Source organism: Sinomonas flava (assembly GCF_039531875.1).
In the GTDB taxonomy this organism is placed as follows: Bacteria; Actinomycetota; Actinomycetes; order Actinomycetales; family Micrococcaceae; genus Sinomonas; species Sinomonas flava.
Genome location: NZ_BAAAQW010000004.1, coordinates 139,573 through 159,406, shown reverse-complemented (window position 1 = coordinate 159,406; position 19,834 = coordinate 139,573). Strand labels below are relative to the sequence as shown.

17 protein-coding genes and 1 riboswitch are annotated in these 19,834 nt (G+C 72.9%); of the genes, 8 read left to right on the top strand and 9 right to left on the bottom strand.

Annotation, left to right across the window (positions count from 1 at the left end; all coding sequences use genetic code 11):
- Positions 1–5: 5 nt before the first annotated feature.
- Positions 6–266 carry a DUF4235 domain-containing protein gene (locus ABD298_RS08345; RefSeq protein ID WP_208710504.1) on the bottom strand — a complete coding sequence of 87 codons (261 nt, stop codon included), beginning with the start codon at positions 264–266 and terminating at the stop codon, positions 6–8.
- 37 nt (positions 267–303) lie between these two features.
- Positions 304–443: riboswitch (TPP riboswitch) on the top strand.
- A gap of 43 nt (positions 444–486) precedes the next feature.
- Between ABD298_RS08345 and ABD298_RS08340 the strand changes: the two genes are divergently transcribed.
- The 6 genes from ABD298_RS08340 (at position 487) to ABD298_RS08315 (ending at position 6,768) form a co-directional block, all read left to right on the top strand.
- On the top strand, positions 487–1,089 hold the full coding sequence (locus tag ABD298_RS08340; protein WP_344299223.1) for an ECF transporter S component: 603 nt from the start codon (positions 487–489) through the stop codon (positions 1,087–1,089).
- Position 1,090: 1 nt separating this feature from the next.
- The gene (locus ABD298_RS08335) at positions 1,091–2,641 is read left to right on the top strand and encodes an ABC transporter ATP-binding protein (protein ID WP_344299222.1); all 1,551 of its coding nucleotides are present in this window, start codon (positions 1,091–1,093) and stop codon (positions 2,639–2,641) included.
- Complete coding sequence (locus ABD298_RS08330) at positions 2,638–3,477, top strand: energy-coupling factor transporter transmembrane component T family protein (RefSeq protein WP_344299221.1); 840 nt, start codon at positions 2,638–2,640, stop codon at positions 3,475–3,477. The genes ABD298_RS08335 and ABD298_RS08330 overlap by 4 nt, the downstream gene beginning before the upstream one ends.
- A 77-nt stretch (positions 3,478–3,554) precedes the next feature.
- Positions 3,555–3,938 carry a VOC family protein gene (locus tag ABD298_RS08325; protein WP_344299220.1) on the top strand — a complete coding sequence of 128 codons (384 nt, stop codon included), beginning with the start codon at positions 3,555–3,557 and terminating at the stop codon, positions 3,936–3,938.
- A 131-nt stretch (positions 3,939–4,069) separates the two neighbouring features.
- Entirely contained in the window at positions 4,070–5,608 is a 1,539-nt protein-coding gene (locus tag ABD298_RS08320) for a UDP-N-acetylglucosamine 1-carboxyvinyltransferase (protein WP_344299219.1), read from the top strand.
- A gap of 92 nt (positions 5,609–5,700) precedes the next feature.
- Positions 5,701–6,768, top strand: coding sequence for an NADPH:quinone reductase (locus ABD298_RS08315; protein WP_344299218.1), 1,068 nt, complete (start codon positions 5,701–5,703; stop codon positions 6,766–6,768).
- Here the strand turns inward: ABD298_RS08315 and ABD298_RS08310 are convergent.
- A complete protein-coding gene (locus tag ABD298_RS08310) occupies positions 6,755–7,000 on the bottom strand; it encodes a putative antibiotic biosynthesis monooxygenase (RefSeq protein ID WP_344299217.1) in 246 nt (81 codons plus the stop codon). The genes ABD298_RS08315 and ABD298_RS08310 overlap by 14 nt on opposite strands.
- Positions 7,001–7,147: 147 nt before the next feature.
- On the opposite strand from ABD298_RS08310, the gene ABD298_RS08305 reads away from it, so the two are divergent.
- Positions 7,148–9,406 carry an ATP-binding protein gene (locus tag ABD298_RS08305; protein WP_344299216.1) on the top strand — a complete coding sequence of 753 codons (2,259 nt, stop codon included), beginning with the start codon at positions 7,148–7,150 and terminating at the stop codon, positions 9,404–9,406.
- On the opposite strand, the gene ABD298_RS08300 is transcribed toward ABD298_RS08305, so the two are convergent.
- Positions 9,389–9,871: a glutathione peroxidase gene (locus tag ABD298_RS08300; protein ID WP_344299215.1), complete on the bottom strand. Its 483-nt coding sequence runs from the start codon at positions 9,869–9,871 to the stop codon at positions 9,389–9,391. The genes ABD298_RS08305 and ABD298_RS08300 overlap by 18 nt on opposite strands.
- Positions 9,872–10,027: 156 nt before the next feature.
- On the opposite strand from ABD298_RS08300, the gene ABD298_RS08295 reads away from it, so the two are divergent.
- A complete protein-coding gene (locus ABD298_RS08295; protein ID WP_344299214.1) occupies positions 10,028–10,489 on the top strand; it encodes a DUF6326 family protein in 462 nt (153 codons plus the stop codon).
- Between the two features lie 111 nt (positions 10,490–10,600).
- Here the strand turns inward: ABD298_RS08295 and ABD298_RS08290 are convergent, their stop codons facing one another.
- The 6 genes from ABD298_RS08290 to ABD298_RS08265 all read right to left on the bottom strand — a co-directional run bounded on the left by ABD298_RS08290 (position 10,601) and on the right by ABD298_RS08265 (position 19,820).
- Complete coding sequence (locus tag ABD298_RS08290) at positions 10,601–11,944, bottom strand: MFS transporter (RefSeq protein WP_344299213.1); 1,344 nt, start codon at positions 11,942–11,944, stop codon at positions 10,601–10,603.
- 229 nt (positions 11,945–12,173) lie between these two features.
- Positions 12,174–12,866 carry a GntR family transcriptional regulator gene (locus ABD298_RS08285; RefSeq protein WP_344299212.1) on the bottom strand — a complete coding sequence of 231 codons (693 nt, stop codon included), beginning with the start codon at positions 12,864–12,866 and terminating at the stop codon, positions 12,174–12,176.
- A gap of 24 nt (positions 12,867–12,890) precedes the next feature.
- The gene (locus ABD298_RS08280) at positions 12,891–14,660 is read right to left on the bottom strand and encodes an acetyl/propionyl/methylcrotonyl-CoA carboxylase subunit alpha (protein ID WP_344299211.1); all 1,770 of its coding nucleotides are present in this window, start codon (positions 14,658–14,660) and stop codon (positions 12,891–12,893) included.
- Positions 14,653–16,416 carry a 5-oxoprolinase subunit B/C family protein gene (locus ABD298_RS08275; RefSeq protein ID WP_344299210.1) on the bottom strand — a complete coding sequence of 588 codons (1,764 nt, stop codon included), beginning with the start codon at positions 16,414–16,416 and terminating at the stop codon, positions 14,653–14,655. Before ABD298_RS08275 ends, ABD298_RS08280 begins: the two co-directional genes overlap by 8 nt.
- Positions 16,416–17,171, bottom strand: a complete 756-nt coding sequence (locus ABD298_RS08270) for a LamB/YcsF family protein (RefSeq protein WP_344299261.1) — start codon at positions 17,169–17,171, stop codon at positions 16,416–16,418. Before ABD298_RS08270 ends, ABD298_RS08275 begins: the two co-directional genes overlap by 1 nt.
- An 87-nt stretch (positions 17,172–17,258) precedes the next feature.
- Entirely contained in the window at positions 17,259–19,820 is a 2,562-nt protein-coding gene (locus tag ABD298_RS08265) for an ATP-dependent DNA ligase (protein ID WP_344299209.1), read from the bottom strand.
- Positions 19,821–19,834: the final 14 nt, after the last annotated feature.

Here is a 19,834-nt window from a genome sequence, read left to right as displayed (position 1 = left end):
GAAGGCTAGACGACCTCGGGCGTGGACTTGTAGCGGGCGATTGCCCGCTGCGTGTAGCGCTGGGCGAGCGTCTGGATCACCGCGCCGACGCCCGCGGAGACGAGCGCGAACACGAGCGTGTCCCTCAGGCTCTCCTCGAGGTTCGTCGCGTCTTTCGGAGGGGCATGGCCGGTGCTCTTCTGCCAGGCGAAGTCGACGAGCTTCGTCGCCAGGATTCCGGCGCCGATGCTGATGGCCGTGCCGAGGAGCTTGATGAGGATGCTCATGACCGCCAGCCTAGCGCCCCGCGGGTAGACTGGACCGTACACACGACAGGGGAGCGTCGCCCCGACGCACGGCACAGGGCCGGGCGGCAAGGCGAAGGACGCTGAGAGTGCGGGATACCGCAGACCCTCGAACCTGCTCCGGCTAGTACCGGCGAAGGGAGTCGAGCATCTCAAGGCAGCAGCCGCTGCCTTCCCCTCCTGAGTCACAGGAGGACCAGCAATGTCTGCAATCAATGCGGCGCCGGCCAAGCACTCGTACAGCTGGCGCGTCGTCGACATCGTCGTCGCCGCGGTCGTCTCGGTGGCGTGCGGCGTCATCTTCTGGCTGTGGGACCAGGGGTACGTGGGCGTGCAGGCGGCGACGGCCGCCTTCGCGCCGCTGGGCGGCCTCTACGCCGGCGGCTGGGTCATCGCCGGCGTGCTCGGCGGGCTCATCATCCGCAAGCCCGGCGCCGCCCTCTTCTGCGAGATCCTCGCGGCCGTGGTCGAGGCGCTCCTCGGATCCCAGTTCGGCCTCGCCGTGCTGCTCTCCGGCCTCGTCCAGGGCGCGGGCGCGGAGCTGGCCTTCGCGGCCTTCCGCTACCGCCGCTGGAACCTCGGCGTCGCGCTGCTCGCCGGCGCCCTCTCGGGCCTGGCGCTCGGCGTCTCCGAGGTCATCATCTACTTCCCCGAGTGGGAGTTCGGCTGGCAGGCGCTCTACACGGTGCTCGCTGTCATCTCCGGCGCCGTCATCGCCGGGCTGCTGAGCTGGCTCGCCGTCCGGGGCCTCGCCAGGACGGGTGCGTTGTCCGCGTTCGCGGCCGGCCGCACCGCGGACGTCTGACGTGCCCGGGGCCTCGGGCGTTGCCCGCCGCGGTCCGGCCGGCGTGACGGCCCGCGGCTGGGGCTGGCGGCATGCCGGCCGCAAGGCCTTCGCGGTGAGCGGCCTTGACCTGGACATCGCGCCGGGGGAGCGCGTTCTGCTCCTGGGCGCGTCCGGGGCCGGGAAGTCCACCCTCCTGCACGCGCTCGCCGGAGTGCTCGGCGCCGCGGAGGAGGGCGAGGAGCACGGCTCGCTCACGGTCGACGGCGTGCCCGCGCCCCTCGCGCGCGGCCGCGCGGGCCTGGTCCTGCAGGACCCGGAGGGGCAGATCGCCATGGCCCGCGTGGGGGATGAGGTCGCGTTCGGCTGCGAGAACCTCGCCGTGCCGCGCGAGCAGATCTGGCCCCGCGTGCACCGCGCCCTCGACGACGTGGGCCTCGCCGTCCCGCTCGACCACCCGACGTCGTCCCTCTCCGGGGGGCAGAAACAGCGGCTCGCCCTCGCGGGGATCCTCGCGATGGAGCCTGGCCTCGTGCTGCTCGACGAGCCGACCGCCAACCTCGACCCTGCCGGCGTCGAGGAGGTCCGTGACGCCGTGCGGCGCAGCCTCGAGCGCACCGGGGCGACGCTCGTCGTCGTCGAGCACCGCGTCTCGGTGTGGGCGGACCTCGTGGACCGGGTCGTGGTGCTCGACGCACCCCACGGGCCCTCCTCGGGGAGCCTCCTCGCCGACGGGCCCCCGGAGGCCGTGCTCGCCGACCGGGGCGCGCGACGCCGGCTGGCCGCCTCGGGCGTGTGGGTGCCGGGCTGGCACCCGCTCACCGGGGAGGAGCCTGCACGTCCGCTCCGCCCCGGCAGCGGCGCCCATAGCGCAGGTGAGGAGCTCCTCGCGGGCCAGGCGCTCGCCGTGGGCCGCTCCCCGAAGGCCCCGCCGGCGGTGACCGGGGTAGACCTGAGGCTCCGCGCGGGGCACGCCGTGAGCGTGACAGGGCCGAACGGGGCCGGGAAGTCCACGCTCGCGCTCACCCTCGCCGGCCTGCTCCCGGCGCTCGGGGGGCGCGTCGACGCCCTCGCCCCGCTCGCCGCCGGCGCCTCGGCCAACCCCTACAAGTGGCGCTCGGCCCAGCTCGTGGCCCGGATCGGCAGTGTGTTCCAGGAGCCCGAGCACCAGTTCCTCACGCCACGCGTGATCGACGAACTCGAATTCGGCCCGCGCCGCGTGGCCCGCATGGGCGAGTCCGAGGTGCGCGCCGCCGTCGACCCCCTCCTCGAGCGGCTCCGCCTGACCAAACTCGCCGGCGCGAACCCGTTCACGCTCTCGGGCGGGGAGAAGAGGCGTCTTTCCGTGGCGACCATGCTCGCCACCAGCCCGCGCATCCTCATGCTGGACGAGCCGACCTTCGGCCAGGACGCCCTCACGTGGGCCGAGCTCGTGAAGCTGCTCGCGGAGCTGCTCGACCGGGGCACAGCCCTGCTGGCCGTGACGCACGACGACGACTTCACCACGGCCCTGTCCGACTCCGTGTACCGCGTGGACAGTGGCCGGGCGGCCCTCGTGGAGGCCGCCGCATGAGCGCGGGCACGCCGGGCGCCGGCAGCGCCGACATCCTCACCCCGGAGACCCCCAATTCGGTCCTGGCCCGGGCGAACCCGGTCGCGAAGCTCGCGGCCGGGCTCTGCATCACGGTGGCGCTCCTGTTCAGCGTCGACTGGGTCTCCGCCTCCGTGGCGCTCGCGTGCGAGCTCGCCCTCGTGCCGCTGCTGGGGGTGCGGCCGTGGACGCTGGCCCGGCGGACGTGGCCGCTGGCCGCCGCCGCGGCGCTCGCGGCCTACTCCACGGCGCTGCTGGCCGCGAAGACCGGCCCGGTCTGGCTCCAGCTCGGCCCGGTGGTGATGACCGAGCATTCGGTGCTCGCCGGCGTCGCGATCGGCCTGCGCGGGCTCGCGATCGCCCTCCCCGGGGTCTTCCTGCTGTTCTCCACGGATCCGACCGACCTCGCCGACGGGCTGGCCCAGAAGCTGCGCCTGCCGAGCCGGTTCGTGCTCGGCGCTCTGGCGGGCATGCGCCTCGTGGGGCTCCTCGTGGACGAATGGCGCACGCTCGGCCTCGCCCGGCGGGCCCGCGGCGTGGGCACCGGGCACAGCTATGTGGCCCGCTCGCGCGCCTTCCTGGGGCAGGCGTTCGCGCTGCTCGTGCAGGCTATCCGCCGGGCCACGCGGCTCGCCGTCGCCATGGAGGCGCGCGGCTTCGGGGGAATGGTGGACGGACGGCCGGCCCCTCGCACCTGGGCCCGCGAGTCCAGTTTCTCCCGCCTCGACGCATGGGTGGTCGCCGCGGGGGTGCTGATCGCGGCGCTCGCCGTGGGGGCCGCCGTCGTGCTCGGCACGTGGAACGTCGTCTGGGGCTAGCGGGCGCGGCCACTGGCGCCGCCGCCGCTGCGGTGGGATCGTGGCGGGGGGAGGAACCCCGCAGCAAGGAGCCTGAGATGTTCGAGATCGCGTCCTCCATGTCCAGCTTCAGCGTCGATGACCTCGAGAAGGCCCGCGAGTTCTACGGCGGGACCCTCGGATTCGACGTCCGGGACCAGATGGGCGGCCTGCATGTCACCGCGCCGGGGGGCCAGAGGATCTTCCTCTACCCCAAACCCGACCACCAGCCCGCCACCTTCACCGTCCTGAACCTCATCGTCCCGGACCTCGACGCGGCGCTGGCCGAGGTCGAGTCGATGGGCCTCTCCCTGCAGAAGTACCCGAGCACTCCCGAGATGCCCGTCGACGACCGGGGCGTCCTGCGGGACCCGGAGACTGGCCACGGCATCGCGTGGATCGCGGACCCCGCCGGGAACGTCCTCGGGATCACCAGCAGCTGACGCGGCCTGAGCGGCCCGAGCGGGGCACCATATCTCATGGATTTCTGTTACCGGCCGGTGCGGATGCGGTTTTGACGCGTCTGACGGCCGAAATTGGGGCTTCGTATAGCAGGCGTGATATTTTTGTGGGCATGGCCCAACAGACCGCAGAGACCGTAGGCGTGCTGCTCCGCACCGTCCGCTCCGACCGGGGCTGGACCCAGGGGCAGCTTGCCGCCGAGCTGGGGACGAGCCAGAGCGCCGTCGCCCGCATGGAGCAGGGCAAGCAGAACCTGAGCCTGAAGATGATCCAGCGGATCGAGGACATCCTCGGCCGCCAGATCGTGAACGTCGGCGCACCCAAGATGACCCACCTGAGGGTCGAGGGCGGGCGCCGCCTCTCCGGCGCCGTCGACGTCAACACGTCCAAGAACGCCGGAGTCGCGCTGCTGTGCGCCTCCCTCATCAACCGGGGCACGACCACGCTGCGCAGCCTCGCGCGCATCGAGGAGGTCAACCGGATCGTCGAGGTCCTGACCTCGATCGGCGTCGAGTGCCTCTGGCTGCCCGCGGCCGACGGCGAGCCGCGCGACCTGCAGATCCGCCGCCCCGCCGTGCTGAACCTCGACGGCATGGACGTCGAGGCGGCACGCCGCACGCGCAGCGTCATCATGCTCCTCGGACCGCTGCTCGACGAGCGCAGCGAGTACAGGCTTCCCTACGCCGGCGGCTGTGACCTCGGCACCCGCACCGTCGAGCCGCACATGCAGGCGCTGCGCGAGTTCGGCCTGGCCGTCGAGGCCACCGCCGGCTTCTACACCGTCCGCGCGCCCGAGGCGGACCGCGCCGACCGCTCCTTCGTGCTCACCGAGCGCGGCGACACGGTCACCGAGAACGCCATCATGGCTGCCGTGCACCGCGAGGGCGTGACGGTGATCCGCAACGCGAGCCCGAACTACATGGTCCAGGACCTGTGCTTCTACCTGCAGGCCCTCGGCGTGCAGATCGAAGGGGTCGGGACCACGACGCTGAAGATCCGCGGCAGGGCCAGGATCGAGGCGGACATCGACTACTGGCCCTCCGAGGACCCGATCGAGGCGATGAGCCTCATCACCGCCGCCATCGTCACCGGCTCCGAGGTGACCGTGCGGCGCGTGCCGATCGAATTCATGGAGATCGAGCTCGCCACGCTTGCGACCATGGGCCAGAAGCTCGTCGTCTCGGGAGAGTACACGGCCCGCAACGGCCGCACCCGGCTCGTGGACGTCACGACGCTCCCGTCCGAGCTCCACTCGCCCGCGGACAAGATCCACCCCATGCCCTTCCCGGGCCTGAACATCGACAACCTGCCCTTCTTCGCCGTCATCGCGGCGAACGCGACCGGGCAGACCATGATCCACGACTGGGTCTACGAGAACCGCGCCATCTACCTCACTGAGCTCAACCGGCTCGGCGCGAACGTGCAGCTCCTCGACCCGCACCGCATCTACGTGAACGGCCCCACCAAGTGGCGCGCCGCCGAGGTGGGGTGCCCGCCCGCCCTGCGCCCCGCGGCGTGCATCCTGCTGGCCATGCTGGCCGCGCGTGGCACGAGCGAGCTGCGGAACATCTACGTCATCGAGCGCGGGTACCAGGACCTGGCCGAACGGCTCAACTCGATCGGCGCGCGGATCGAGTACTTCCAGGGCTGAACCTCCCCCCGTCTGGGGGTCACGTTCTGGGGGCCACTCCCGGGAGTCACGTCCCGGGAGTGGCGCGCGGACGGATGGGGCAGGATGGGCCCATGGCTGACACCGACAGGACGACCACCAGCAACCCCACCCCCGGCATCGGTTACCGCGCCATCATGTACAGCGCGACGGGCCCGTCCTCGGTCCTGACCCTGCGCGAGCGCACCCTTCCCGAGCCCGACCAGGGACAGGTCCGGGTCCGGATCGCGGTCGCGGGGGTCAACCCCACGGACTGGAAGGCGCGCGCGGGCGGCACCTACCCGGGCGCCCTCGAGGGCTGGCACGTGCCCGGGCAGGACGCCGCAGGGACGGTCGACGCCGTCGGGCCGGGTGTCGAGGGCCTCGAACCCGGGCAGCGGGTCTGGCTCTGGGACGTCGCGTACGGGGGCACCGAGGGCACGGCGCAGGAGTACGTCGTCGTGCCAGCGGAGAAGGCGCAGCCCCTCCCGGACGGCGAGTCGTTCGAGACGGGCGCGTCCCTGGGCATCCCCGCGCTGACGGCTCACCGCGCGCTCACCGCTCGCGAAGGCGGTCCGGCGCGTCTCGCCCCGGGCGCGCTGAGCGGCACCACCGTCCTCGTGACGGGCGGCGCGGGCGCGGTCGGGCATGCCGCGATCCAGCTCGCGCGCTGGGCCGGCGCCACCGTCGTCGCGACGGTGAGCAGCGGCGAGAAGGCGGCGCTCGCCCGCGCGGCGGGGGCCGGCGTCGTCGTCAACTACCGCGAGCAGGACGTCGCCGCGGAGGTGCGCCGCGTGGCGCGCGGCGGCGCGGAGCTGATCGTGGACGTCAACGTCGCCGCGAACATCGGCTCCGACCTCGCCGCGGTCGCGACCGGCGGCACAGTCTCCGCCTACGCCGGGACCGGCGACGAGACGCTCACCCTGCCGGTCCGCGCCGCGATGGGGAAGAACGTGCGGCTCCAGTTCATCCTCACCTACACGGTCACCGAAGCCCAGAAGCACGACGCCGTTGCCGCCGTCGGCGCGGCCCTCGCCGACGGCGCGCTCAGGGTCGGCCAGGAGCACGGCCTGCCGCTGACCCGGTTCCGGCTCGAGGAGACGGCCGCCGCGCACGACGCTGTCGAGGGAGGACTGGTGGGCAAGGCCCTCATCGACGTGTGAGCCGCGCGTAGAGCGCCATGAGTCTCGGCATCACGACATACGAGGCGACCGGGACGACCACGAGGGTCATCGCGAACACCTGCAGGACGGCCGGCCACGCGTGGACGAGCGGGCTGAGCACGGCCTGGGCCGCCAGCACGAGCGGGAAGATGGCCGCCCACGTGACGAGCGCCCGTTCGTGGACGTTGAGGGGAAGGGGGGTCTTGGCGGGGGCTGGGGCTGCGGCGTGCATGGCGTGCTCCTCTCGGGTCTGCGGCCTGCTGCTGATGCCTTCACGGTAGGCGTGGGGAGGGGGCCTGGGCATCGGTGCATCCACCCACGTGGGTACTCATCCGCACGCCGCTGGACCCCCCCTCGCCGGCACGCGGATACTGGCAGCATGGCCACGGGATCAGCTCCCGCACCCCAGCGCGGGCCCGGCCGCGTCCCCGCCTCCGCCAGCAGCTTCAGGGGGCGCGCGCAGGAGGTGGCCTCGGTCGTCGAGGCTCTCGCCGCCGGCCGGCTGGTGACGCTCACGGGCCCCGGCGGCGTGGGCAAGACCCGGGTCGCGCTCGCCGCCGTCGGCGCCGCCGCCGAGCGGTTCGGCAGGCCCGTGTTCGTGGACCTCACGAGGATCGGGGAGGGCTCTCCGGTCTCGCTCGCGGTCGCGGAGTCGCTGGGGCTGCGGGACCTTACCGACGAGTCCGCGCGCTCGGCGATCCTCTGGTGGCTCGAGGCCGGCGGGGCTCCCGGTGAGGTGCTGTTCGTCGTGGACAACGCGGAGCACGTCCTCCACGACACGGCCTCCGTCGTGGCGCTGCTGCTGGCCGGGTCGGAGGGCTGCCGGATCCTCGTCACGAGCCGCCAGCCGCTGCGCGTCGCGGGCGAGCGGGTCCTCGCGGTCGGCCCCCTGCCCGTGGACGACGCCGAAGCCCTCTTCTGGGACCGCGCCCTCGCCCTGCGCCCGTCGCTCGGGGACACGCGCGAGGCGCGCGAGGCCTCCCGCGCCCTGTGCACGCGCCTCGACGGGCTGCCGCTCGCGGTTGAGCTTGCCGCCGCCCGGGTCTCTGTGCTCACGCCGCAGGAGCTGCTCCCGCGGCTCGACCGGCGGCTGGCTGCGCTGGGGACCGGACCCACGACGGCGCCGGCGCGCCACCGGACGCTGCGCGCGTGCATCGCGGGGAGCGTCGACGCGCTCGGCGCGCAGGAGCGCACCGTCTTCGAGGCGTGTGCGGTCTTCGCCAGCCCGTTCGACGCCGAGGCCGCCGCCGCCGTCGCCGGCGCGACCCTGGACCACCTCGAGGAGCTCGTCCTGCGGTCCCTCCTGCAGACGGGTGAGGACGCTCGGGGCAGGACCACCTTCAGGCTCCTCGAGAGCCTGCGCGAGTTCGCCCGGGAAGGGCTCGAGGCCGCGGGGAGGCTCGAGGGCGCGCAGCGCCGGCACCTCGCCTGGCTCGGCTCGGTTTTCGGCGCCGCGACGTTCCCGTCGGTGCTCGAGGCGTCCCGGGCGGGGGAACGCTCGGACCTGCTGCCCGACCTGCGGGCGGCCCTGGACTTCGCGGTGCGCGCCGCGCCCGCCGAGGGCCTGCGGCTCATGGCGGCGACCCGCGAGCTCTGGTTCCGCAACGGCCAGGACGAGGGGCTGGGGTGGGCCCTCAGGCTCCTCGGGCGCCACCCCGCGCGGGACGAGGCGCGTGCCGCAGGGCTCGTCGTCGCCGCGAACCTGCGCACAGTCCGGCAGGAGACCGAGCTCGCGGGAGCGCATGTCGACGAGGCACTGGCGCTGCTCGACCCGCGGTCCGCGGCGGCCGCCGAGGCGCTGTTCTACCGTGCGGTGTCCCGGGCCCTCGGGCACGACCCGGAGGGCGCAGACCGCGCGGCCGTCGCGGCGATGGAGGCGTACACCTCCCTTGGCGACGCCGCAGGAAGGAGCCGGGCGCTGTGCGCACGCGGCATGGCCGCCGTGTGGGGCCACCGCGAACAGGACGCCCTCGAGATCCTCGAGGCCGCGTATCCGCTTGCCGTCGAGGCCGGCGACGCGTTCGCGCAGGGGATCGCCCTCACCTATGGCGGCCTCGCCGAGTCGTCGCTGGGGCGCAGCGCCGAGGCCCGCGACAGGCTCTTCCGCGCAGTGGAGGTGCTGGCGGGGATCCGGGACGTCACCATGCGCGCGATCGCCCTCGCGCGGCTCGCGGCGCTGACCGTGCGGCGGGATCCGACGACGGCGGCGCGCGCCGCTGCGGCCGTCTCGCGGCGGGAGGGCGCCGGCGGGCGGTTCCACGAGATCTCCTCCGCGGACCTCGACCAGGTGCGCGCCACCGCGGAGCTCCTCCTCGGCCCCGGTGGCCTCGCCGCGGCCTGGGGTGCGGGGGAGAAGCTCCGGTTCGCCGACGCGGCGGAGGAGCTGCGGGGCGCCTGGGAAGCGCACGACGCCGAGGGTCCCGCAGCCCTCACCGCGCGCGAGCTTGAGGTGGCAGAGCTCGTGCGCCGCGGTCTGGGCAATGCGGCGATCGCCGAGCGGCTGACACTCTCGGCCAGGACCGTGGAGAACCACGTCGCCCACGCGCTGGCCAAGCTCGGGCTCCGCAGCCGGTCTGCGCTCGCAGTCTGGGCGGCGGAGCGTTCGACGGAGCGGGCCTCCTCAGCGCGACAGCGCTGACTCGATGAGCGCGATGATCGCGGGGTCGTCCGGAGGGGTCTGCGGGCGGAAGCGCTGCACGGCGCCGTCGGGCATCACGAGGAACTTCTCGAAGTTCCACTGGATGCGGCCGGAGCGCCCGGAGGCGTCGGAAGCCTTGGTGAGCTCGCGGTAGAGCGGGTGCGCCCCGCGTCCGTTGACCCAGACCTTCTCCATGACGGGGAACGTCACGCCCCAGGTCTGCGAGCAGTACTGCGAGATCCTCTCCGCGTCCCGGTACTCCTGCAGGAACTGGTTGCTGGGGAAGGCCAGGACGGTGAAGCCCCTGTCCCCGTAGAGGCGCTGGAGCTTCTCGAGCTGCTCGTACTGCGGCGCCAGGCCGCACCTGCTGGCCACGTTGACCACGAGCCGAACCTTGCCCGCCCACTCGCCGAACGTCGTCGTGCGCCCGTCGAGGGTCGTGACCGCGATGCCGTCGAGTTCCATGCCGTCCTCCCGCTCTCACTGGGTCAAACGAATCGCGCGGCTGCCCGGTTCAGGCCGCGGGGGACCTTCGGCACTTCTACGCGAGGTAGAAGAAGTGCATCCTGAAGATGGAGGCCTGCCCGAGCGGGCGGCTCTCCACCTGAGGAGGTGGCGACGATGCGGTCGTTGATGTGGAAGCTCCGGATCGCCACGCTGTGGGTGTTCTATGCGGTGGGCATGATCCTCCTGTTCCTGCTGGTGCTCATGGAGCCCGGATTCATCGATGGGCTCCGCAGCGGCCGGATCATGGAGATGGCGGTCGACAGCCCTGTGACGCTGGAGATGGCGGCGTTCGTGCTGGTCCCGCTGGTCCTGGCGTTCCTGACGTTCGTCCTGACGGACACCGTCGTGCGCTGGGCCAACGTGGTCGCGGGCGCGTTCTTCGGGGCCATGATGGTCTGGGACGTCTTCGAGCACTGGGGTGCCGCGGTGATGGCCGCGCCGGTGGTGTCCGAACTGGTCGCGCTCTCCGGGCTCCTCGTCGTCGTGATGGCGCTGATGAAGCCGAAGGACGAGTTCGCCGAAGTCGAGCGCAAGGACGCCGACGCGCACCACAGGGGCCACACCCTGGCGGCCTGAGAAGCCGCGCAGGAGGTGACTCCCAGAAGGTGACCCCCAGACCGGAATGGTCTGGGGGTCACCTTCTGGGAGTCACGTGCTGGAACGCGTTGGGGGCGGATCCTCCGGCGGTCAGCCAGCCTCGTCGGCCTTGACGAGGGCGAGCTCCTCCTCGGTCTTCGGGTCGCGCCCGATCGCGAGGCCGACGATCGTGACCACGGACGCCACGGCGAGGTAGACCGCGATGAGGACCCAGCTCGCCGTGGCCTGGTACAGGGCGGTGAACACGAGCGGGGCGATGGCGCCGCCCACGACGCCGGCGAGCGTGTACGCGAGCGAGCTGCCGGCGTAGCGCAGCCGCGCCGGGAACTGCTCGGTGATGAACGCCGCCTGCGGGCCGTACATGAACGCGTGGAGCGCGAGGCCGACCACGACGCCGATGGTCAGGACGACCACGGACCGGCTCTGGACCGTGAGGAAGAAGACCGGGATCCACACGGCGGTCGCCGCGGCCGCGATGCCGTAGACGAGGCGGCGGTTGAAGCGGTCGGTGAGGGCGCCGGCAGCCGGGATGAGCACGAGCTGGAAGGCCGAGCCGATGAGGATCGCGGTCAGGACCGTGCCCGTGGTCATGCCGAGCTCCTTGGTCGCGTAGACGGCCACGAAGACAGTGAACAGCGAGTAGAGGATGTCCGGGCTCAGGCGGGACAGGATCGCCGCGGCCAGGCCGCGCGGCTGCGTCCTGATCACTTCGGCGATCGGCGCCTTGGGCCGTTCCCCGTGGGCCTCGATGTTCTTGAAGACCGGGGTCTCCTCGAGTTTGAGGCGGATCACGAGGCCGAAGACGACGAGCAGGGCGGAGGCGAGGAAGGCGACGCGCCAGCCCCAGGAGAGGAAGGCGTCGTTGCTGAGGGTCGCCGCGAGCACGGCGAGGGCGCCGTTGGCGAGGAGGTTCCCGGCCGGCGGGCCGATCTGCGCCGCGGAGGACCACAGGCCGCGCCTGCTCGGGTCCCCGAACTCGCTCGAGAGCAGGACGGCCCCGCCCCACTCGCCGCCCACGCCGATGCCCTGCGCGAGGCGAAGCAGCACCAGGATCAGGGGTGCGACGGCGCCGACGGTGCCGTAGGTGGGCAGGACGCCGATCAGCACGGTGGCGATGCCGATGAGCAGGAGGGTGACCACCAGGACGTGCTTGCGCCCGATCCTGTCGCCGAGGCGGCCGAAGATGATGCCGCCGATGGGCCGGGCGAGGTAGCCGATCGCGAAGGTCGAGAAGGAGAGCAGGAGCCCCACGAACTCGTCACCGGAGGGGAAGAAGATCTTCGGGAAGACCAGCGCGGAGGCCACGGAGTAGATGGCGAAGTCGTAGTACTCGAGGGAGGTCCCGGTGAGGCTCGCGATGTAGGCCCTGATGGCGCCCGGGGGGATCTTGCGGGCCGCAGGCGGAGTACCGTGCGACGATGCGTGGGTGCTCATGCTGGTGTCCTTCGTGGGGGGCGGTTTCTGGATGGCTGTGACGCTCATCTCATCGAGCGCATAGATCAAGCATGCACTACGACATGGGTTTGTTCAACAATCCCCGGCGAAAAATTCGACGGTTCGGGGTTGGAGTGCCCGTGCGAGGGGTTCCCAGAGCCGTCTGTGGAGCGTCGCCGCCCGACGCAAAGGCGCGTTTGTTGAACAACAAACCGGCCGAGCGAAAGGGTCAGGACGCGTGCGCCTGTCCCTCGACGGCCTCGAGCAGCTGCAGCTCAGCACGGTGCAGGTAGGTGACCATGGCCTCGGCCGCGGCGGTGTTGCGCCCTGCCTCGACCAGCCTGGTGATCGCGGCGTTCTCCTCGACGTACGGCGCGTGGAAGCGGGGGTCGGAGCCCATCGTGGCGAACACGAGCCGCATCTCGGCGAGGATCTGCTCCATGAGCGCGTCGAGCCGTCCGCTGCCGGCCCTGGCCACGATCGCGCGGTGGAACTCCTGGTTCGCCGTCGCCATCGCTGGGACGTCGCCAGCCTCGGCGGCTGCCCGGGCCTGGCGCACGACGGCGTCGAGCGGCTCCGCGGTCTGGGCTGGCGCCCAGAGCAGGCAGCTGGGCTCGATGAACCGCCGGACCCGGTAGATCTCCCGGATGTCCTCCGGCGTCGGATGCGAGACGAAGACGCCGCGGTTGGGGATGCGCGTGACGACGCGCTCCGTCGCGAGGGTCGCGAAGGCCTCACGCAGGGTGTTGCGCGAGACGCCGAGGGCCTCGCGCAACTCCTCCTCGGCCAGCTTCGCCCCGGGTGCGAGCTTCCCCTCGGTGATGGTGTGCCGCAGCTGGGCTGCGACCCATTGGCTCGTCTCGGCGTGCTTCGTGTTCCCCGCGGCGGCGCGCAGGGAGGAGAGGACTGCCTCGGACGTCATGGCCCCAGCCTAGTGGGGGAGCGGTCAGCCGATCGTCGTCAGGACGCTGCCCGCCGCGACGGCGTCGCCCGGGGCGGCCGCGTGCTCGCCGAGGGTGCCGGAACGGTGGGCGGAGACGGTCGTCTCCATCTTCATCGCCTCGATCACCACCACGGCGGTCCCCTCCTCGACGCCCGTTCCGGGCTCCACGAGCCACTTCACCACGGTGCCGCCCATCGCGGCGGTGAGGTGGCCGGGGGAGGCGGCCGCGCCGTCGTGCGCGGGGACGGACGACGGCGCGCCGGCCGCTCCCGCTGCCGACCCCAGCCCGGCCGCGGCGAGCCCCGCGAGGAGCGAGGCGGGCAGGCCCAGGGTGACCCGGCGCCCGTCGAGGTCGATGGCAAACGTCTGCCGCGGGCCGTCCGGAGGCGCCGGGGCGAGCTCGGTGCTCGCGGCGAGCGCGTCGGCGAACTCGGACTCGATCCACGTCGTGTACACGCCGAAGCCGGCGGCGCCGTCCTCCGCGGCGAAGGCCGGGTCCGCCACGACGGCCCGGTGGAAGGGTAGGACGGTCGGGAGGCCGGAGACCTCGAATTCGGCGAGGGCGCGGCGGGCGCGCCGGAGCGCCTGCTGGCGGTCCGCGCCGGTGACCACGAGCTTGGCCAGGAGCGAGTCGAACTGGCCGGGCACGGTGGACCCGTCGCGCACGCCGGAGTCCACGCGGATTCCCGGCCCCGACGGCACCGCGAAGCGCGCCACGGTACCCGGCGCGGGCAGGAAGCCGCGCCCCGGGTCCTCGGCGTTGATGCGGAACTCGATGGAGTGGCCGCGGGGCTCGGGGTCCGTCAGGATGGGCAGCGTCCCGCCGGCCGCGATCCCGAGCTGCGCCGCCACGAGGTCGATTCCGGAGGTCTCCTCGGTGATGGGGTGCTCGACCTGCAGGCGCGTGTTCACCTCGAGGAAGCTGATAGTCCCCTGGCTGTCGAGGAGGTACTCGACGGTGCCCGCGCCGACGTAGCCGGCCTCGCGGCAGATCGCCTTCGCGGACTCGTGGATGCGGGACCGCTGCTCGGGGGTGAGGAACGGCGCGGGCGCCTCCTCGACGAGCTTCTGGTGGCGGCGCTGCAGCGAGCAGTCACGGGTCCCGACGACGATGACGTTGCCGTGGGTGTCGGCGAGGACCTGTGCCTCGACGTGCCGCGGGCGGTCCAGGAACTTCTCGACGAAGCACTCCTCGCGCCCGAACGCGGCGCGGGACTCACGGACCGCCGAATGGAAGGACTCCTCGATCTCCCCGGCAGTCCGGGCCACCTTGAGGCCGCGGCCGCCGCCTCCGAACGCTGCCTTGATGGCCACCGGCAGTCCGTGCTCGGCGGCGAAGACGCGCACCTCCTCGGCGCTCGCGACGGGACCGTCGCTGCCGGGGGCCAGCGGGGCGCCCGCGCGCACCGCGACCTCGCGGGCGCTGACCTTGTCTCCCAGGAGCCGGATCGTTTCGGGGGAGGGACCGATCCAGATCAGGCCCGCGTCGAGGACGGCCTGGGCGAAGTCGGCGTTCTCGGAGAGGAACCCGTAGCCGGGGTGGACGGCGTCGGCCCCGGACCGCTCCGCGACGTCGAGGATCTTGCCCGCATCGAGGTAGGTCTGGGCGGGGGAGGTCCCGCCGAGGGCGTAGGCCTCGGTGCAGGCGGCGACGTGGACGGCGTCGGCGTCCTGGTCGGCGTAGATGGCCACGCTGGCCAGCCCGGCGTCGTCGCACGCGCGGGCAATTCGGACGGCGATCTCGCCGCGGTTGGCGATGAGGACCTTACGCATCGGCATTTCCTTCGGGGGTCGTGGGGGCGGCGCCGGGCTGGGGCACGAAGCGCACCGCGGCGCCCGGTGGCAGCTGGGCCGCGAGGTCGAGGTCGGCATCGACGACGACGCCGATCACCGGGTAGCCGCCGGTCACCGGGGCGTCGGCGAGGAACAGGACGGGCAGGCCGCTCGCGGGGACCTGGAGGGAGCCGCGGGCGGTCCCCTCGCTCGTGAGCTCGCCCTCGCGGGACCGCTCCAGGGGTGCGCCGTCCAGCCGCAGGCCGACGCGGCTGGACTGCGGGGTCACGGTCCACTCCTGGTCGAACAGCGCCGCCTTGGACGCGTCGGTGAACCAGTCCTCGCGCGGGCCGGGCAGGACGCGGAGCTCGGTGACGGCTCCCGGGAGCCGCGGCGGGACCTCGGGATGCCCCACGACGTGGGCGCCGCGCACCGGCAGCACCGCGAGCGCCTGGCCGTCGACGAGGGGGGTCGGTCCGATCCCGGAGAGCGAGTCGGCCGAGCGGCTGCCGAGCGCGGGCGGGACGTCGAGGCCGCCGCGCACCGCGACGTAGGCCCGCAGGCCGGCGCCGGCGGTGCCGAGGGCCAGGGTCTCGCCGGCCAGCAGCGCGAACGGCGCGTCCCGCGGTGCCTCCCGCGCCCCTTCCCGCGCTGTTGAGGGGTCATCTCCGTGCGTTGAGGGGTCATGTCCCTGCGCGCTGTGGGCCCGCGGCGTGATGCGCAGCGGGACGTCGGCGCCGGTGACGGCGAGGACCTGATCCGCTTCGGCGCAGAGCTCGAGCCCGCCGAGCAGGACCTCGAGGGCAGCGGCCCCGGGCTCGTTGCCCACCATCCGGTTCGCGCGCCGCAGCGCCCCCCGGTCGAGCGCGCCCGAGACGCTCACCCCCAGCGCCGCGTGCCCCGGCCGCCCGAGGTCCTGCACCGTCGTCTGGAGCCCGGCGCGCACGACGACGAGCCCCCCTGACGCGGCCCGCGTCGCCGAGGCGCCGGCAGGCTCCGCGGCCGTGCGCCCGCCCTCCCCGGAATCGTCGGCTGCGCGCGGGTGCGCGGCGCCTGCACCCGCGGCAGGCCGACAATTCGCCGGGGTGGAGGCAGCGTGTGTGAGCGCTGCGCTCGCCCGGACGGGGACGAAGCGGACCCGGTCGCCGGGCTGGACCAGCGCGGGATCCTCCCGGGAAAGGTCCCACATGACCGCGTCCGTGTGCCCGATCAGCTGCCAGCCACCGGGCGACTCCCGCGGGTACACCGCCGTGTATGTTCCGGCCAGCGCCACCGACCCGGCCGGGACCGATGTCCTGGGCGAGGTCCGCCGCGGGACGGAGGGGGCGCCGTCGTGCGTCAGGTAGGTGAACCCGGGCGCGAAGCCGCCGAACGCGGCGTCCCACTCCTGCCCCGAGTGGGCGGCGACGAGGGCCTCGGTGCTCGCGCCGGTGAGCCGGGCGGCCTCGGCGAGGTCGGCGCCGTCGTACACGGTTTCGATCTGCACGAGCCGGCCGGACTTCCGTTCGGCGTCCTCGAGGCGGAGCCCGCGGACGTAGTCGGCAGCGCGGGCGACGCCGGCGGCAGAGTCGGCGACCACGAGGACCGTCGTCGCGGCGGCCACGACGTCGACCACGTCGAGCCGGCCGTCCCTCTGGGCGGCGGTGAGCTGGGACGCCAGGGCCAGGACGCTGCCGAGCGAGCGCAGCTCGACGAGCAGGGCCCGGTCCCCGGCGGGGCGCACTCCGACGATCGGGTTCACGAGGGTCTGGGCCATCACGCGAAGCTCTTGATCTCGACGCCCGCATCGGTGAGGGCTGCGCGGATCCTGGCGGCCATGGCGACGGCGCCGGGGGTGTCGCCGTGCACGCAGATGCTGTCCGCGGCGACTATGACGTGGCTTCCGTCGACCGCGCGGACCTTCCCGTCGAGGAGGCGGAGGACGTGTTCAACGATCTCGTCGAGGTCGTGGAGCACGGAGCCCGGCTCGCGCCGCGAGACGAGCCTGCCCTCGGGGGTGTAGGCCCGGTCGGCGAAGGCCTCGGTGACCGTGCGCAGTCCGGCGGACTCGGCGGCACGGCGGATCTCCGAGTCGGGCAGGACGAGGAGCGGGAGGGAGGGGGCGACCTCGGCGACGGCCTTCGCCACGGCCTTGGCCTGCGCCTCGTGGTGGACGATTGCGTTGTAGAGCGCACCGTGTGGCTTGACGTACCTGACCTCGGTGCCCGCCGCGCGGGCGAGGCCCTGGAGGGCGCCGATCTGGTAGATGACCTCGTCGGTGAGCTCGCTCGCCGGGACGTCCATGAACCGGCGGCCGAATCCGGCGAGGTCCCGGTAGCCGGGGTGGGCGCCGACCGTCACGCCGGCGGCTGCCGCGGCCTCGCAGGTGGCGCGGATCTGGCGCGGGTCGCCCGCATGGAAGCCGCAGGCGACGTTCGCACTGGAGACGCTCGCGAAGATCGCGGCGTCGTCTCCGAACGTCCAGTTCCCGAACGATTCCCCGACATCGCTGTTGAGGTCGATGGTGGCCATGGTGATCTCCGTCTCATCGGTGTGCTGCATCCAGCATGCACCATGAGGCAAGATTGTTCAACAATCGTTCGGGTCAGAGGGAGCGCGTCAGCCCTCCAGCACCACGTCCTCGGGGGCCTTGTCCGGCCGCCAGCCCCGCCAGACGGGGTGGCGGAGGCGCCCACCCGAGGTCATCTCCGAGTAGGAGACCTCCCCGACGTACTTCGGTGTGACCCAGTGCGCGTCCCTCGCGTCGGCGGCGGGCATCTCCTCGAGGGGAGAGGTCTTCCGTTCGAGCGGGCGCAGCTTCGAGGAGATCTCGTCGAGCATCGCGTCCGTGAAGCCCGAGCCGACCCTGCCCGCGTAGACCAGCCGCCCGGCGTCGTCCGGAATGCCCACGAACAGCGATCCGAGCGTGGCGGCGCGGCTCCCGTTGCCCTCCCGCCAGCCGCCCACCACGACCTCCTGGGTGCGCTCGTTCTTGACCTTCAGCCAGGCCGCGGACCGCCGGCCGGGCTCGTAGCGCGAGCCGAGCCGCTTCGCGAGGATCCCCTCGAGGCTGTGCTCGGCGGAGGCGGCGAGGACGTGCTCGGCGTCGCCGTCGAACAGGGGCGAGAGCTGGACGTTCTCCGGCAGTCCGCCGTCGGCCAGGAGCTCGAGCGCGGCGCGGCGCTCGCGGAACGGGAGCCGGGTGAGGTCCCGGCCCTCGTACTCGAGGAGGTCGAACAGCACGATCCGCACCCGGACGTCGCGGCGTGCGCGTTCGACGTCGGCGGGCCGGGTCAGGTTCATGCGCTGCTGGAGCAGCCCGAAGTCCGGGCGGCCGTTCTTGTCCTGGGCGATGATCTCGCCGTCGAGCACGGCCGGCCAGAGCGCGGCGAGGCCGGACAGCTCCGGGTAGGTGGCCATCTGGTCGATCCCCTTGCGGCTCATGAGCCGCAGCGGCTCGGCGCGGGCGTCGACGATCGCGCGGATGCCGTCCCACTTCATCTCGAGTGCCCAGTCGTCGCCGCGCACCATCCCGAGGGTGCCCTGCTGGGCGAGCATGGGCGACGGCGCCGGGCCGGTCCGCGCGGCAGGGGTGACGTCGGCGTCACGGGGGGTGACCTCGGCGTCAGAGGGGGTGACCTCGGCGTCAGAGGGGGTGACGTCGGCGGCCTTCGCCTCCTTCGCACCGTTCGCGTCGTGGCGCCAGTGGCCCTTCTCCTGGTCCTTCATGAGGTGCGCGAGCCAGTTCTCCTTGCCGCCGGAGTCGCCGCCGCCGTAGCCGCCGTCAGGGTGGATGAGCGCGAGCCGGACCCCCTCGCCGGACCGGCCCAGCTCCGCGGCCACGCCGCCGAGGCCACCGCCCTCGCGCCCGTGCAGCACGACGATGATCTCCTTGCCGTCGATCCACTTCTCGACCTCGTACGTCCCGGTGTCCCACACGGACATCTCGCCGGCGCCGTACTCGCCCTTCGGGATGGTGCCGGTGAACGTGAGGTACTCGATCGGGTGGTCCTCGGTGTGCACGGCGAGGTGGTTCGCGCGGGTGTCCGTGGGGATGCCCTTCGGGATCGCGAACGAGGCCAGCACTCCCTCGTGCTCGAGCCGCAGGTCCCAGTGCAGCCGCCGTGCGTGGTGCTCGTGGATCACGAACGCGTCGCCGCGGCCGGGCGTGGGCGCCTCGAGGGGGACGGGCTCGGGGGTCTTGGCGGCGTCGCGCTTGGCGCGGTACGCGGTCAGCGGGTCGGCGGACGACGCCGCGCGGCCGCCGCCGCCGTCGTGCTCCGACAGTGCCGGGGGGTGCAGCGGGGCGAACAGGTCCCCGAACGTCTCGAGCCGGGACGCCATCTCGTCGTAGCGCACATGTGCCAGATCCGGGGAGCCGATCTCCTCCCACGTCCTGGGCGCGGCGACCATGGGCTGGGAGCGCCCGCGCAGGGAGTAGGGGGCGATCGTGGTCTTCTGGCCGCTGTTCTGGCTCCAGTCCACCAGGACGCGGCCGGTGCGCAGGGTCTTCTTCTGGTCGGCGACGATCAGGTCCGGGTGGTCCGCTTCGAGGGACTTCGCGAGCTCGCGCGCCACTGCGGAGACCTGCTCCCACGCCTGGCTGCCGTCCAGCTTCGCGTACAGGTGGATGCCCTTGGATCCGCTCGTGACCGGCACGGATGTGAGTCCCATGTCGTCGAAGATGGCCTTGACGAGGTGGGCCACCTCGACACACTCGGGCAGGCCCGCGCCGGGGCCGGGGTCGAGGTCGATCACGAGCCGGTCCGGGTTGATCATCGTGTCCTCTTCGACCGCGCGCCACTGCGGCACGTGGATCTCGAGGGCGGCGATCTGGGCGAGCCAGATGAGGGTGGGCAGGTCGTTGACCAGAGGATAGGTGTTGGTCGAGCGGCGGTGGTGGAGCGTGACGCGCTGAACCCACTCCGGAGTCGAGCGGTCGTCCAGGTTCTTCTGGAAGAAGACCTCTCCGGGCTCCTCCGCGGTCCCGACGCCATGCACCCACCGCTTCCGGGTGGCGGGCCGGTCCCGCACGGCTGGGATCATCACCGCGGCGACGCTCCGGTAGTACTCGATGACGTCGCTCTTGGTCGTCCCGGCGTCCGGGTAGAGCACCTTGTCCAGGTTGGACAGGCTGAGTCGGCGGCCCTCGATCTCGACGGTCTCGCGCTGCGGAGCCATGCGGTTACCCTCCC

Coding starts and splice junctions, on each gene's coding strand:
- ABD298_RS08340 (WP_344299223.1), top strand. CDS start 487: ATGTCTGCAATCAATGCGGCGCCGGCCAAGCACTCGTACAGCTGGCGC.
- ABD298_RS08270 (WP_344299261.1), bottom strand. CDS start 17,171: ATGGCCACCATCGACCTCAACAGCGATGTCGGGGAATCGTTCGGGAAC.
- ABD298_RS08275 (WP_344299210.1), bottom strand. CDS start 16,416: ATGGCCCAGACCCTCGTGAACCCGATCGTCGGAGTGCGCCCCGCCGGG.
- ABD298_RS08305 (WP_344299216.1), top strand. CDS start 7,148: ATGGCCACGGGATCAGCTCCCGCACCCCAGCGCGGGCCCGGCCGCGTC.
- ABD298_RS08300 (WP_344299215.1), bottom strand. CDS start 9,871: ATGGAACTCGACGGCATCGCGGTCACGACCCTCGACGGGCGCACGACG.
- ABD298_RS08320 (WP_344299219.1), top strand. CDS start 4,070: ATGGCCCAACAGACCGCAGAGACCGTAGGCGTGCTGCTCCGCACCGTC.
- ABD298_RS08310 (WP_344299217.1), bottom strand. CDS start 7,000: ATGCACGCCGCAGCCCCAGCCCCCGCCAAGACCCCCCTTCCCCTCAAC.
- ABD298_RS08315 (WP_344299218.1), top strand. CDS start 5,701: ATGGCTGACACCGACAGGACGACCACCAGCAACCCCACCCCCGGCATC.
- ABD298_RS08345 (WP_208710504.1), bottom strand. CDS start 266: ATGAGCATCCTCATCAAGCTCCTCGGCACGGCCATCAGCATCGGCGCC.
- ABD298_RS08325 (WP_344299220.1), top strand. CDS start 3,555: ATGTTCGAGATCGCGTCCTCCATGTCCAGCTTCAGCGTCGATGACCTC.
- ABD298_RS08280 (WP_344299211.1), bottom strand. CDS start 14,660: ATGCGTAAGGTCCTCATCGCCAACCGCGGCGAGATCGCCGTCCGAATT.
- ABD298_RS08295 (WP_344299214.1), top strand. CDS start 10,028: ATGCGGTCGTTGATGTGGAAGCTCCGGATCGCCACGCTGTGGGTGTTC.
- ABD298_RS08330 (WP_344299221.1), top strand. CDS start 2,638: ATGAGCGCGGGCACGCCGGGCGCCGGCAGCGCCGACATCCTCACCCCG.
- ABD298_RS08285 (WP_344299212.1), bottom strand. CDS start 12,866: ATGACGTCCGAGGCAGTCCTCTCCTCCCTGCGCGCCGCCGCGGGGAAC.
- ABD298_RS08290 (WP_344299213.1), bottom strand. CDS start 11,944: ATGAGCACCCACGCATCGTCGCACGGTACTCCGCCTGCGGCCCGCAAG.
- ABD298_RS08265 (WP_344299209.1), bottom strand. CDS start 19,820: ATGGCTCCGCAGCGCGAGACCGTCGAGATCGAGGGCCGCCGACTCAGC.